We start from the raw sequence: 13,112 nt of genomic DNA, 5'->3' as shown, positions 1-13,112 counted from the left end.
CAAAGTGTAAAGCCAACTTAACTAAGGTAGAGAGGTTGGGGTTTACTTGTCAAATAGCCGCTCAACTCCGCTTTAGAGTGAACTTATTCATAGCATCGCACGTATTAGCTTAATAAGGGCTTAAGGAGGGGAACATGACTAGGTTAATGGCAGTGTTAGGCATTGCAGGCTTGATACCATTTGTTGTGGCAAGCCTAATGTATTTAACGCAAATATCTCTCACCGGGTTCGCGCCGCAGCAGTTATTCGTGACTTACAGTGCGGTGATTTTAGCGTTTTTAACTGGCAGCCTATGGGGACGCGAGACCCATGCTTTGCAAAACCACATTCATGATTGGGTCATGGCGGTGAGTAATCTGTTATGTTTAATGGCTTGGGCCAGTCTTTTGGTTGGCCATCTCAGTGTTACTCTGTGGATGTTGATGCTGGGTTATATAGCGACGCTATTGGTTGAGCGCCGTCAAGCCAAATTGATTGGTATAGAGCCTGATTACCTCAAATTGCGTTTGGGGTTGACCAGTGTTGCGGTGGTTTGTCACGGGTTGATGTTAGTAGGAGGGGGATAATGAAACTTACCATTTTTTACGACGGTCAGTGCCCTTTATGTAGCGCTGAAATGAAGCAACTCAAACAGCATGATGACTATGATGCCATTGCGCTAGAAGATCTAAATCAAGCGGGTTTTGCCGAAAAGTTTCCTGAGATAGATCCAGTACGGGCTAACGTGATTTTGCATGGTAAAGATGACAAAGGGCAGGTTTTGCTCGGTTTGGATGTGACCTACCTTGCCTGGATGCTAGTTGGTAAAAAGTATCGTGTTGCTTTTCTGCGCTGGCCGGTAGTTAAACCGGTGGCCGATATGTTTTATCTGGCATTTGCCAAACACAGGTACACCATTAGCTACTTGTTAACGGGCAAAAAGCGTTGTGATAGCGACAGTTGCTCCTTATGAGTGATACCGGCCCTATTGCAATCGTAATTGGTGCCAGCAGTGACATCGCCGAAGCGGTGATCACAAAGCTTGCCTGCCAGCAAAAAGTGATAGCGATATCGCGGCAGCGGCTGGTTCATCCTGACACCAATGTCTGTGATTGGCAGTGCGATTATTCTCAAAGTGATATTGCAGCCAAAATTGAGTTATTGGCTAACGTGGCCGGCAATATTAATCGCGTGTATATTTTTAATGGTGTGCTTCATCACAGCAGCCACTTTCCTGAAAAGCGTCTGGAAGATATCGACCCAGAGGCGATGCTGTCGAGCTTCCAATCTAACAGCATTGTGCCGATGTTGTGGTTAAAGTACTTATTACCCGTGCTGGCCGGTGGACAAACTTGTAGTGTGTCCGTCATGAGTGCAAGGGTGGGCAGCATTGGCGATAACCGTTTGGGCGGCTGGTACAGCTATCGCGCTTCAAAAGCAGCATTAAATATGTTGATGCAAACCGCGGGAATAGAATATGCGAGACGTGCAAAAAATGTCGCCTTGCTGTGTTTTCATCCCGGGACCACAGATACCGCGCTATCTAAGCCATTTCAATCTAATGTGCCTACGGGCAAGCTATTTAGCACCGATTTTGTTGCGCAGCAGCTGCTTTATGTCAGCGAGCATGTACACCCGATTTGTGGGGCACACTTTTTGGATTGGCAAGGCAAAAAAGTTGACTGGTGATTGCCGACATTCCCTGCCTTTATTTATTGTGTCGCAGATAAACTTATTAGTTAAACGTAACAGGCATTACCGAGCAAGCGTCTATTTAATAATAACTACGCAGAAATTAGCCACAAAAAAGCCGCCTAAATGGCGGCTTTTGTTACTAAGCAGCGATTAAAGATTGGCATCAGCACGTAGTGCTTCGGCTTTATCAGTACGCTCCCAAGGGAACTCTTCACGACCGAAGTGGCCGTAGGCTGCTGTTTCTTTATAGATTGGACGTGCAAGATCAAGCATCTCTGTCAGACCGTATGGACGTAAATCGAAGTGACGACGAACAAGGTCAATCAGCAGTGCTTCTGCCACTTTAGCTGTGCCAAACGTTTCCACGCTGATAGAGGTTGGTTCAGCAACACCGATTGCATAAGAAACTTGGATCTCACAGCGATCAGCAAGACCAGCTGCAACAATGTTCTTAGCAACGTAACGTGCTGCATATGCTGCACTGCGGTCAACTTTTGATGGATCTTTTCCTGAGAACGCACCACCACCGTGACGAGCCATACCACCGTAGGTATCAACGATAATCTTACGACCAGTTAGACCACAGTCACCTACAGGACCACCGATAACGAAACGGCCTGTTGGGTTGATGAAGTATTTAGTGTCTTTAGATAACCATTTAGCCGGCAATATTGGCTTGATGATGGTTTCCATCACGCCTTCAATCAAATCTGCTTGAGAGACGTCTTCGCTGTGCTGTGTTGATAGGACAACGGCGTCAATACCTGCAATGCTGCCATCGCTTTCATAAGCAAAGGTTACCTGGCTTTTCGCATCTGGGCGTAACCAAGGTAATGTTTTGTCTTTACGTACTTCAGATTGGCGCTTAACCAACATATGCGAGTAAGTAATAGGAGCTGGCATTAATACGTCAGTTTCGTTGTTGGCATAACCAAACATTAAACCTTGGTCACCGGCACCTTGCTCTTTTGGATCTTCACGGTCAACACCTTGATTAATATCAGGTGATTGCTTACCAATTGCATTTAATACTGCACAAGAGTCAGCATCAAAGCCCATATCTGAATGGGTATAGCCGATGTCACGTACGGTTTTACGAGTGATCTCTTCGATATCAACCCAAGCAGAAGTGGTTACTTCACCGCCGACCATCACCATGCCAGTTTTGACATAAGTTTCGCAAGCCACACGGGCTTTTGGATCTTGTTCTAAAATTGCATCAAGTACCGCATCAGAAATCTGATCGGCGATCTTATCGGGATGACCTTCTGAGACCGACTCAGAGGTAAACAAGTGTTTTGCCATAATTGGAAAATCTCGTCAGTAATCAAAAATGAGTGTGTAGAAGTATCTACATCTAGACGGCTATAATAATTGAAAAACCGCTGATGCGCACCCCCTGATGACAAAAATTCCTTTAACTTGTGACCTAATAGTCATTCTTGTAAATCATGTTATGCAGTTTAAGTACTAATTATCAGTTGGTTACTTGGATATATGAGCCGTAGAGTAAAAGCTCAACCTGCAGTAATTTACTTTTCTGTGAAATACATCGCAGCAATAAGAATGCTCACATTGGCTGTTAATATCACCATTTGGTCAATAAACGTTTGCGTCTGCGGGGCAGGTAAGCGAAAATATGGCTCCCAAAATTCGCCTATAGACCTTATAAAATAACCTAAGCAGGAGAGAGCATGTCTTCTCGTAAAGAACTCGCTAACGCTATCCGTGTGTTAAGTATGGACGCAATCCAGAAAGCAAATTCTGGTCACCCAGGTGCCCCTATGGGGATGGCCGACATCGCTGAAGTACTATGGAATGATTTTCTAAAGCACAACCCAAACAATCCAAATTGGGTAGATAGAGACCGCTTCATTCTTTCTAACGGTCACGGGTCAATGCTGATCTACTCTCTACTTCACCTAACGGGCTACGAGTTACCAATGTCAGAACTTAAGCAGTTCCGTCAATTGCACTCTAAAACACCAGGTCACCCTGAGTATGGCTATACGCCAGGCGTCGAGACAACGACAGGCCCATTAGGCGCTGGTATCAGTAATGCAGTGGGTATGGCGATTGCCGAAAAAACCCTTGCGGCACAATTTAACCGTCCTGGCCACGATATTGTTGATCACAACACTTACTGTTTCTTAGGTGATGGCTGCTTAATGGAAGGTATTTCCCACGAAGCATGTTCACTTGCTGGTACCCTAGGTTTAGGAAAGCTAATTGCATTTTGGGATGACAATGGTATTTCTATCGATGGTCATGTGGAAGGTTGGTTTACTGATGATACGCCAAAGCGTTTCGAATCATACGGCTGGCACGTGATTGCCAATGTCGATGGCCATGACAGCGATGCGATTCGCGCAGCAATCGAAGAAGCGAAGTCTGTCACTGATAAGCCAACAATGATTTGTTGTAAGACTGTCATTGGTTTTGGTTCGCCAAACAAGTCTGGTAGCCATGACTGCCACGGTGCACCTTTAGGTGCCGATGAGATTAAAGCTGCCCGTGAATTCCTAGGTTGGAGCCACGGTGAGTTTGAAATCCCAGCTAATGTTTATGAAGGTTGGGATGCTAAGACTGCAGGTGCTGCGAACGAGTCTGCATGGAATGAGAAGTTTGCTGCTTATGAAGCGGCTTTCCCTGAACTTGCTGCTGAATACAAGCGTCGCGTTATCACTGGCGAGTTACCAGCTGATTTTGAAGCTAAAGCACAGGCGTTTATTCAAGAGTGCCAAGATAAAGCTGAAGGCATCGCTAGCCGTAAAGCGTCACAAAATGCCATTGGTGCATTTGGTGCAATTTTACCTGAGTTAATGGGTGGCTCTGCTGACCTAGCAGGCTCTAACTTAACACTATGGTCTGGTTCAAAAGGTATCCAAGACGATCCTGCTGGCAACTATATCTATCACGGTGTGCGTGAGTTTGGTATGAGCGGTATCATGAACGGTGTTTCTTTGCACGGTGGTTTTATTAATTACGGTGCAACTTTCATGATGTTTATGGAGTATGCGCGTAACGCAGTACGTATGTCAGCACTGATGGGTATCCAGAATATTTTTGTTTATACCCACGATTCAATTGGTCAAGGTGAAGATGGTCCAACTCACCAGCCTGTCGAGCAGCTTGCTAACTTACGAATGACACCAAACATGACGGTATGGCGTCCATGTGATGCTGCAGAAACTGCAGTCGCTTGGAAATCAGCGATTGAACGTCGTGATGCACCAACTTCACTCGTATTTAGCCGTCAAGGTCTGCCAGCTCAAGCACGTAATGCTGAGCAATTAGCTAACGTAGCTAAAGGTGGTTACATCATCAGTGATTGTGCCGGTACGCCAGATCTGATTCTAATTGCAACCGGTAGTGAGGTGCAGCTAGCACTTGACTCTGCTGCTGCGTTAACCGAGCAAGGTAAACAAGTTCGCGTGGTATCTATGCCATCGACTAATGTGTTTGATAAGCAAGACGAGCAATATCGTCAATCAGTGCTACCATCAAGCGTTACTAAACGTGTAGCAATTGAAGCGGCTCACGTTGATTACTGGCATAAGTATGTTGGTTTTGACGGCGCCGTTGTTGGTATGACCACGTTCGGTGAGTCAGCACCAGGCGGTGAGCTAATGAAGCACTTTGGCTTTACCGTTGACAATGTTGTTGCCAAAGCAAACGAGATTCTTTAATCCGTTTGTTATGATGCTAGGTGATGTGTCGATCATTTAGCAGTAAAACGACTTATCGGTTTTTACCGATAAGTCGTTGTTGCATTTAAGTAAGCTCGATAAATAAAGTAGAGGAAGCACGCTTTTAATGATCAGAGTTGCTATTAATGGATATGGCCGTATCGGCCGTTCAATTCTTCGTGCCCTGTATGAATCGGGCAAGCGCGATCAAATTCAGATTGTGGCCATTAATGAACTCGCTAACCCTGAAGCTATGCTGCATCTGACTCAATACGATACCACTCATGGTCGCTTTCAACTGTCTACTCAGCTAAATGGACATACCATGCTGGTGGGCGATGACAGTATTGAACTGCTGCATCAAGCAGACGCAAGTCAACTACCTTGGGCTGAGATGGACATCGATATTGTCTATGAAGCAACCGGGGTATTGAATGAGCGCCAAGCATGTGAAGTGCATATTCAAGCTGGTGCCAAACAGGTGTTAATTAGCCACCCATCTTCAAGTGATGTTGATGTCACGATTGTGTATGGCGTTAATGATCATTTGTTGCAGCCACAACACACTGTGGTTTCTAACGCATCATGTACCACTAACTGTATTGTTCCTGTTATTGAAGTGCTAGACCGGGCTTTTAAGGTGAAAAGTGGTGCGATAACTACCATTCACTCCGCCATGAATGATCAGCAAGTTATTGATGCTTATCATGATGATTTAAGGCGTACTCGCGCAGCAGGGCAGTCTATTATACCGGTTGACACTAAGTTAGCCCGTGGTATTGAGCGCATATTGCCGGCAATGAAAGATAAATTTGAAGCGATTTCTGTGCGGGTGCCTACCATTAATGTCACCGCAATCGATTTGTCAGTGACATTGGAAAAACGCGTCGATATTGACACCATCAACCAAGCCTTATCAGGGGCTGCGGCGGGTTTGTATCAAGGCGTTGTTGGCTATACCAATGCCCCGTTAGTGTCTTGCGATTTTAACCATGATCCTCGCTCCAGTATTGTTGATGGCACTCAAACTCGTGTGAGTGATGGCCACTTGGTCAAACTGCTTTTATGGTGTGACAACGAGTGGGGGTTCGCGAATCGTATGTTAGATACGAGCTTAGCAATGAAAAAAGCCACAGCGGCGAACGGATAAGAATATTAGGTCAATGGCGTTGGTGCCTACCTCGCCCTTGATTAGCTAAACAAAATTTTGGTTTTAACTTTAGCAAAGAGGAAGTATCACCCATGGCAATTATTAATATGTCAGATATCGATCTTCAAGGTAAGCGAGTACTTATTCGAGAAGATCTTAATGTGCCCGTTAGTGATGGTGTGGTGACCAGTGATGCCCGTTTACGTGCATCTATCCCCACAATTAAACTTGCCTTAGAAAAGGGGGCTGCAGTGATGGTCATGTCACACTTAGGCCGCCCAACTGAAGGTGAATTTAACCCTGAGTTTTCTATGCAACCTGTTGTTGACTACCTCAACAACGCATTAGATTGCCCGGTACGTTTAGCTTCTGAGTACCTAGACGGTGTTGAAGCTAACACAGGTGAAGTCGTCGTATTTGAGAATGTGCGCTTCAATGTCGGTGAAAAGAAGAATGATCCTGAGCTTGCTAAAAAATTAGCCGCGCTTTGTGATGTGTATGTGATGGATGCCTTTGGTACTGCACACCGTGCACAAGCTTCAACCCATGGCGTTGGTCAATATGCCCCCGTTGCTTGCGCAGGTCCGCTACTTGCTGGTGAGTTAAGTGCACTGGCTAAAGCGATGGATAACCCTGCACGCCCATTAGTGGCGATTGTTGGTGGTTCTAAAGTATCGACTAAACTAACAGTACTTGAAAGCCTATCGGGCGTGGTTGATCAATTGGTTGTGGGTGGCGGTATTGCTAACACCTTTATCGCAGCTGCGGGTCATGAAGTGGGCAAATCACTGTACGAAGCAGACCTAATTGATGAAGCGAAGCGTCTTGTGGCGAATGCGCAAAGTCGTGGCGGTGATATCCCTGTGCCAACGGATGTTGTTGTGGCGGGTGAGTTTAGCCCTAATGCTAGCGCGACACTTAAGTCTGTCGATGCGGTAGCAAACGATGACATGATTTTTGATATCGGCCCTGATAGCGCTGAAGCACTAGCAGAGATTTTAAAGAATGCTGGTACCATCGTATGGAATGGCCCGGTGGGCGTATTTGAGTTTGACCAGTTTGGTGAAGGTACTAAACGCATCGCTCAAGCTATTGCTGAGTCTTCAGCATTTTCTATTGCTGGCGGTGGTGATACGTTAGCGGCAGTAGATAAGTACCAGATTGCTGATAAAGTGTCCTATATTTCAACAGGTGGTGGTGCATTCCTCGAGTTTTTGGAAGGCAAAGAATTACCAGCTGTTGCCATGCTTGAGAGCCGCGGAAAATAACTCGGCGTCAAGCGTACAGAATAATAATTAATATTATAAATAACCGCTGTATTTTCAGCACAGTCGTGCTGGAAATACAGTATAAAGATCAATCCAAACGATAGTGACCTTGGTGTTCGAGTTTATACGGAATATAAATTCATCACCCTATTATTGGAGTAAAAAATGGCTTTAATTTCCCTACGTCAAATGCTAGACCATGCTGCTGAACACGGATACGGTGTTCCAGCGTTTAACGTTAACAACCTTGAGCAGATGCGTGCCATCATGCAGGCTGCTGAGGCAACTGACAGCCCAGTTATCGTTCAAGCGTCTGCGGGTGCTCGTAAGTATGCACGCCCACAGTTTCTAAAGTATTTGATGGCCGCTGCACTTGAGCAGTACCCAGATATCCCTGTTTGTATTCACCAAGACCATGGTACAGATCCTGATATTTGTCAGCGTTCTATCCAGCTTGGTATGTCTTCAGTCATGATGGACGGTTCATTGATGGCTGATGGTAAAACGCCAGCATCATACGAGTACAACGTTGACGTTACTCGCCGTACCGTGGCGTTTGCACACGCTTGTGGTGTGTCTGTTGAAGGTGAGATCGGTTGTCTAGGTAGCCTAGAAACTGGCATGGCGGGTGAAGAAGATGGTGTTGGTGCAGAAGGCGTATTAAGTCACGATCAGCTGTTAACCACGCCAGAAGAAGCGGCACGTTTTGTTGCTGATACCCATGTTGACGCTCTGGCTATTGCTATTGGTACTAGCCACGGTGCTTACAAGTTTAGCCGTAAACCTACCGGTGACGTACTGCGTATTGATCGTATTAAAGAGATCCACGCTCGTATTCCAAATACTCACCTTGTTATGCATGGTTCTTCTTCTGTGCCGCAAGAATGGTTAGAAATCATTAACCAATATGGTGGCGCGATCCCAGAAACTTATGGTGTGCCACTGGAAGAGATTGTTGAAGGTATTAAGCACGGTGTACGTAAAGTGAATATCGATACCGATCTTCGTTTGGCTTCAACAGGTGCTGTGCGTAAATTCCTAGCTGAAAACCCAACTGAATTCGACCCGCGCAAATTCCTAAAAGCGTCAATGGAAGCGATGGCTGATATCTGTACTACCCGTTACGAAGCATTTGGTTGTGCTGGTATGGGCTCTAAGATTAAGCCTAAGTCATTACAGGCAATGTATAAGGCTTATCAAGCAGGTGAGTTAGACCCGCAAATTAACTAATACATTAAGTCAGTTAAAAGCCCTCTTGATGAGGGCTTTTTTATGGGTGCTTTTGGCTAGGTTTGACGGGAATGGTTACCGATTGGTGTTTAGCACGGTTTCTAGCCAACGGCTGTTATCGCGCTGCAGTTTTGACTAAATTTGGTCAAATGTAGCGGAATCTTGCATTCTGTTGGTTGAGTGTTAATATTGCGCCAATTTTTACGGGGAAGTGTGCAAACCAAACGGGGTTAATAATGAAAAGATTGCTGATCGCTACCGCAATGACTGTGGCGGCACCTTTTAATGTGCAAGCAGGTGCTGATTTTGTTGAAGGTGACAAGATATTTGGTGGTGACGCTGAGTTAGGTGCAACCTTAACAACAGGTAACACTGAGACGACTTCTGTTAAAGGTCGCGTCAACATGAAGCACGAGCTGGGTAACTGGGAAAACCAATACCTGCTAGAAGCGTTGTATAAAGAAGACTCTGGTGTTGAAACGGGTAAACGTTACTTTGGTTTGATTCAAGCGGACTATAAGTTTAATGAAAAAAGCTATCTGTTTATCAATGCTAACCACGAAATTGACCCCTTCACTGGTTTTGATTCTACGAGCACGGCTTCTTCTGGTTACGGTTATAAGTTTGTCGATACCGAAAAGACTCGCTTTAATGTAGAAATCGGTCCAGGTTATAAATATAAGCGCCTTGATGATGAAAATGCCGCTGAGAAAGGCTATGACACTGAAGATAGCTGGGTAGTACATGGCGTAGCTAATTTTGAAACTCAAATCACCGACAGCTCTAAATTCGGTCAGATGTTTGTTGCTGACTATGGTGATACTTTTGAAGGTCGCTCTGAGACCTTTATAACGGCTAACATTGTTGGTGCATTAGCAATGAAGTTTGCTGTGATTGTGCGTTATAACGATACCCCATTAGATGGTAAAGAGAGCACCGACACTGAAACCAACATGACACTGTTATATTCCTTCTAGTACCATTCGCTAAAAAGTGCCTAAGGGCACTTTTTTTATGCTTTAAATATACCTGTTTTTAAACCAATGAACCTTTGCTGATGCATTTTGTTTCGTTTGTGGCTTTTTGTGGCTAAATGTTTTTATTGTGGGTGCTTGTTGTTTTCAACTGGTTTTCAATCGGGTGTTGATTTGTGGGATGCTTCACAAAATGTTGTTTTTGCAGGTTGATTTACATATTGATCACAGACTAAACCTGCAATGAAAGCTAGACTAGGTCTACGTTTATCAACTTTGAAGGTACCATACCATGCAGATAGGTTGTTGTTGGTTTGATACCTCTCAAACGACGCTGACCAATCATGAAAATAACACCAGCTGGAAGATGCCAGCGGTGGAATTTAATGTTGTGGCATTATTGGCTAAGTATCGTGGCCAAGTCTTGTCAACTCAGCAGCTATTACAACAGCTTCCAGAAGGTGAGCAAACCAAAGAAACCTTGCTTGCTGCGGTTGAGCGTATTCGCTTCTTTTTAGGCCCCTCTTCAGCATTGCTTGTTGCAGTTGATGATCAAGGTTACATGTTACTTAAGCGGTTAACTAACGCTAAGTTACAGTTAAACAGTGCAGGGCCACATCGCACCATAAGCAACAAGCAATACAGTATTTTGATGGCTCAACTGGTGTTGTTGCTTATCTTTATTTACTCGGTTTTTGAACCTACACCGAGTATCCAGCAGGTAGAAAGTTATCCCATTGAAACCGCAAGTGGCACGGTAGCTTATTACCCCATTATGATAGATGCCGATGAGGCTGAAATTGACGCCAATATTCATCAATTTGATCAAATGATGGCACAATGCCAGCGGGTACCTTGGCAAGAAGTATATTTATCTCACTCAACCAGTGAAAGGCTATTGAGCATTGTGTTGACCAGAGAGGTCGCGGGTCGTAAAGAAGTGAAAAATATCAAAGCCTATTCTGAAGGAAAGAGCTTTGCATTTATCGACCCACAATGGTTGGTTGGCCAAGGAATATGCAGTTAAGCTGATGCAAGATGAAATACGGCGCTTTCCCTTTCTGCCTTGGTTAATTGTCCTGTTTACTGTGGCGCTTATTGCCCTTGGCCATTATGTTTATCTTTTTGATAAAGATAGGTTGTCTTTGCATTGCTCGGCCGATGCCTTTATCGCTAAATCCAACACGGAGATGCAGCTAGAGCTTCAAATCGAAGCTAAAGGCGGCAATTTGTCGATGGACTATCACTTTTTTGAGCAGGGACATCCGGTGGGGGAGATTAGCCTCAAGGGCGTATTAGAGACGCTGCAATATGGGGATATGACCTATAAAGCTCGCATTGACCAAGGTGACTTCAATATTGATTTAACCTCGCTATACGTGCCGCCCTATATGCAAAATATCATAGATTTTAGCCGTAAACGTATGCTTGCTAACAGCAGTATTGATGTGAATGTTCGCGTGCTGGTAACTGACTCTGTGCAAGATTATTCGATAATTCAAATACTGCCAGGCGAAGCAATTTGGGCCTGTAAGCATCAGCAATAACATCTAAACCAAGGCTAAGCTCATTAACTCTTAACGCGTTTAACCTCAGTCTATTGCCCAAGCCCGCGGCTTACTACAGTAAAGAATGCGCTAGCACCTTCTTCATGTTGATTTTAACGCTTAGTGAATACGCGGTTTTACGATATTATAAAGCCAAGGTCATTGACTCAATGTTAGGAGGCCTGTGTCTAAAGTTATCGTAAAGCAAGAAGAATCCCTTTCCATTAAATTTATCCATCAAATGAAGGTGGGTGACCATCGCCGCTTAGATGTGTATCTGTTTTTACCCAAAGAGATGGGGATCGGCCCGCACAGTGTCGATGAAGAGGAGTATTATCATTCTGCGATCTCTGGTCGTCGTTCCTATTACTCTTCAGGGTTACACTTACCTTTGGTACAAAGTCGCTTTATCAGTCAAAAAAAGCGCACGGTAGAAGAGTTTCGTCTTTACCTAAATTTATTTGCTTACCAGTTTGCTGTAGCGATTGAAACTGACAGCAAAGAGCTTGCTCAAGTTGAAGATATCGATCAGTTTTATCAATCTCTTGCAGAATTACAGGACATTATTGAGCAGCTATTGAAAAAGTTTCGCCGTAACGAACCAAGTGATGATAAATGGAAGTCGTATTTTGAAAATGCCGACAATTATTTATCTTGGTTAAGTGAGCAGCGATTACTCAAATTGTTGTCACATGCGCCACGGACCAGTGATTACACCGAAATTAATGAGGCGGTGGTTAGTTTTTGTCGAAGTGAAAACGAACATCGTCATAAGCTCAATTATAACTCACAGCAAACAGTGGAAGATCCCAACCGTATCTCAAATAAAATGTTGCTTCTAAGACGCCTTATTCAACAAGGGGTCGTGCTTAAAGAGGAACTGAGAACATTAGGTGTGGGCCTGAAGAAGCTCACGACCGGTTTTGCTACGGCGATGGTGATGATTGTTGTATCAGCATTAATCATTAAAGCACAAGGGGTGTTTAGTGGTTTAACGATTGCTTTAGTACTGACATTAGCAGTGATCTATGGATTTCGAGAGATCTTTAAAGATGATATTCGTAATGCACTTTGGCGCTGGATTCAAAAAGGTCGCCCAAGGTGGAGTCGAGTCTTAACCGATACCACGAGCCAAGCCGTAGTCGCTAAACAGCTTATTTGGATTGAGTTTGTCAAAAGTAAAGATTTACCGGCAATGCTACCTAAAATTTTAAAGCGGCGTCATCGGCAGAACAAACTGGATGCAGAGGTGCTGCATTATGGGTTACATACGCGTGTAGCCCATAAAGAGCTGCTAGCTGGTTACTCGACCATTCAAGAGCAGATTAACTTGAGTTTAGCGCCGTTTGCGCGCTATTTAGAGCGGGGAAAAGCTAAGATATACCGTGAGCATGACGGCAAGATTAGCTCTGATTCGGTGGAGAGGCGCTATCAAGTGAATCTGATCTTATCTCTAAGGGACGGCAAAGGTGAGCCGCAATATGCTCGCTATAAAATCACCATGAACCGCTCAACCATCGTCGATATTAGCCAAAGTGAATTGCCAAGTAGCATTAATCCAATGACTGACGACTAGCTTT

General features: G+C 44.6%; 12 protein-coding genes. 11 read left to right on the top strand and 1 reads right to left on the bottom strand.

The window, feature by feature from the left end; translation table 11 throughout:
- Nucleotides 1–134: 134 nt before the first annotated feature.
- From ACHUFW_RS18555 to ACHUFW_RS18545, 3 genes are read left to right on the top strand one after another with little or no spacing between them, the layout of a single operon-like run.
- Nucleotides 135–566 carry a DUF3429 domain-containing protein gene (locus ACHUFW_RS18555; RefSeq protein WP_394205167.1) on the top strand — a complete coding sequence of 144 codons (432 nt, stop codon included), beginning with the start codon at nucleotides 135–137 and terminating at the stop codon, nucleotides 564–566.
- On the top strand, nucleotides 566–952 hold the full coding sequence (locus tag ACHUFW_RS18550; protein ID WP_394205165.1) for a thiol-disulfide oxidoreductase DCC family protein: 387 nt from the start codon (nucleotides 566–568) through the stop codon (nucleotides 950–952). The genes ACHUFW_RS18555 and ACHUFW_RS18550 overlap by 1 nt, the downstream gene beginning before the upstream one ends.
- A complete protein-coding gene (locus ACHUFW_RS18545) occupies nucleotides 949–1,668 on the top strand; it encodes an SDR family NAD(P)-dependent oxidoreductase (protein WP_394205163.1) in 720 nt (239 codons plus the stop codon). The genes ACHUFW_RS18550 and ACHUFW_RS18545 overlap by 4 nt, the downstream gene beginning before the upstream one ends.
- A 156-nt stretch (nucleotides 1,669–1,824) precedes the next feature.
- On the opposite strand, the gene metK is transcribed toward ACHUFW_RS18545, so the two are convergent.
- Nucleotides 1,825–2,979, bottom strand: a complete 1,155-nt coding sequence (gene metK, locus ACHUFW_RS18540) for a methionine adenosyltransferase (protein WP_394205161.1) — start codon at nucleotides 2,977–2,979, stop codon at nucleotides 1,825–1,827.
- Between the two features lie 389 nt (nucleotides 2,980–3,368).
- On the opposite strand from metK, the gene tkt reads away from it, so the two are divergent.
- The 8 genes from tkt to ACHUFW_RS18500 all read left to right on the top strand — a co-directional run bounded on the left by tkt (nucleotide 3,369) and on the right by ACHUFW_RS18500 (nucleotide 13,108).
- The gene (gene tkt, locus ACHUFW_RS18535) at nucleotides 3,369–5,363 is read left to right on the top strand and encodes a transketolase (RefSeq protein ID WP_394205159.1); all 1,995 of its coding nucleotides are present in this window, start codon (nucleotides 3,369–3,371) and stop codon (nucleotides 5,361–5,363) included.
- Nucleotides 5,364–5,490: 127 nt separating this feature from the next.
- Entirely contained in the window at nucleotides 5,491–6,513 is a 1,023-nt protein-coding gene (epd, locus tag ACHUFW_RS18530; protein WP_394205157.1) for an erythrose-4-phosphate dehydrogenase, read from the top strand.
- 92 nt (nucleotides 6,514–6,605) lie between these two features.
- On the top strand, nucleotides 6,606–7,781 hold the full coding sequence (locus tag ACHUFW_RS18525) for a phosphoglycerate kinase (RefSeq protein WP_394205155.1): 1,176 nt from the start codon (nucleotides 6,606–6,608) through the stop codon (nucleotides 7,779–7,781).
- A gap of 165 nt (nucleotides 7,782–7,946) precedes the next feature.
- Complete coding sequence (fba, locus tag ACHUFW_RS18520) at nucleotides 7,947–9,011, top strand: class II fructose-bisphosphate aldolase (RefSeq protein WP_028772513.1); 1,065 nt, start codon at nucleotides 7,947–7,949, stop codon at nucleotides 9,009–9,011.
- 236 nt (nucleotides 9,012–9,247) lie between these two features.
- A complete protein-coding gene (locus ACHUFW_RS18515) occupies nucleotides 9,248–9,988 on the top strand; it encodes a DUF481 domain-containing protein (protein ID WP_394205153.1) in 741 nt (246 codons plus the stop codon).
- A 289-nt stretch (nucleotides 9,989–10,277) separates the two neighbouring features.
- A complete protein-coding gene (locus ACHUFW_RS18510; RefSeq protein ID WP_394205151.1) occupies nucleotides 10,278–11,012 on the top strand; it encodes a winged helix-turn-helix domain-containing protein in 735 nt (244 codons plus the stop codon).
- On the top strand, nucleotides 10,963–11,532 hold the full coding sequence (locus ACHUFW_RS18505; protein WP_394205149.1) for a hypothetical protein: 570 nt from the start codon (nucleotides 10,963–10,965) through the stop codon (nucleotides 11,530–11,532). The genes ACHUFW_RS18510 and ACHUFW_RS18505 overlap by 50 nt, the downstream gene beginning before the upstream one ends.
- A 184-nt stretch (nucleotides 11,533–11,716) precedes the next feature.
- Complete coding sequence (locus tag ACHUFW_RS18500; protein ID WP_394205147.1) at nucleotides 11,717–13,108, top strand: hypothetical protein; 1,392 nt, start codon at nucleotides 11,717–11,719, stop codon at nucleotides 13,106–13,108.
- The last annotated feature ends 4 nt before the right edge of the window (nucleotides 13,109–13,112 follow it).

The organism is Shewanella waksmanii, from assembly GCF_043643685.1.
Classification (GTDB): Bacteria; Pseudomonadota; Gammaproteobacteria; order Enterobacterales; family Shewanellaceae; genus Shewanella; species Shewanella waksmanii_A.
Note: the sequence above shows the minus strand (reverse complement) of the source record. Positions and strands in the feature narration are given on the sequence as shown.

Coding starts and splice junctions, on each gene's coding strand:
- metK (WP_394205161.1), bottom strand. CDS start 2,979: ATGGCAAAACACTTGTTTACCTCTGAGTCGGTCTCAGAAGGTCATCCC.
- ACHUFW_RS18515 (WP_394205153.1), top strand. CDS start 9,248: ATGAAAAGATTGCTGATCGCTACCGCAATGACTGTGGCGGCACCTTTT.
- fba (WP_028772513.1), top strand. CDS start 7,947: ATGGCTTTAATTTCCCTACGTCAAATGCTAGACCATGCTGCTGAACAC.
- epd (WP_394205157.1), top strand. CDS start 5,491: ATGATCAGAGTTGCTATTAATGGATATGGCCGTATCGGCCGTTCAATT.
- ACHUFW_RS18555 (WP_394205167.1), top strand. CDS start 135: ATGACTAGGTTAATGGCAGTGTTAGGCATTGCAGGCTTGATACCATTT.
- ACHUFW_RS18525 (WP_394205155.1), top strand. CDS start 6,606: ATGGCAATTATTAATATGTCAGATATCGATCTTCAAGGTAAGCGAGTA.
- ACHUFW_RS18545 (WP_394205163.1), top strand. CDS start 949: ATGAGTGATACCGGCCCTATTGCAATCGTAATTGGTGCCAGCAGTGAC.
- ACHUFW_RS18550 (WP_394205165.1), top strand. CDS start 566: ATGAAACTTACCATTTTTTACGACGGTCAGTGCCCTTTATGTAGCGCT.
- tkt (WP_394205159.1), top strand. CDS start 3,369: ATGTCTTCTCGTAAAGAACTCGCTAACGCTATCCGTGTGTTAAGTATG.
- ACHUFW_RS18510 (WP_394205151.1), top strand. CDS start 10,278: ATGCAGATAGGTTGTTGTTGGTTTGATACCTCTCAAACGACGCTGACC.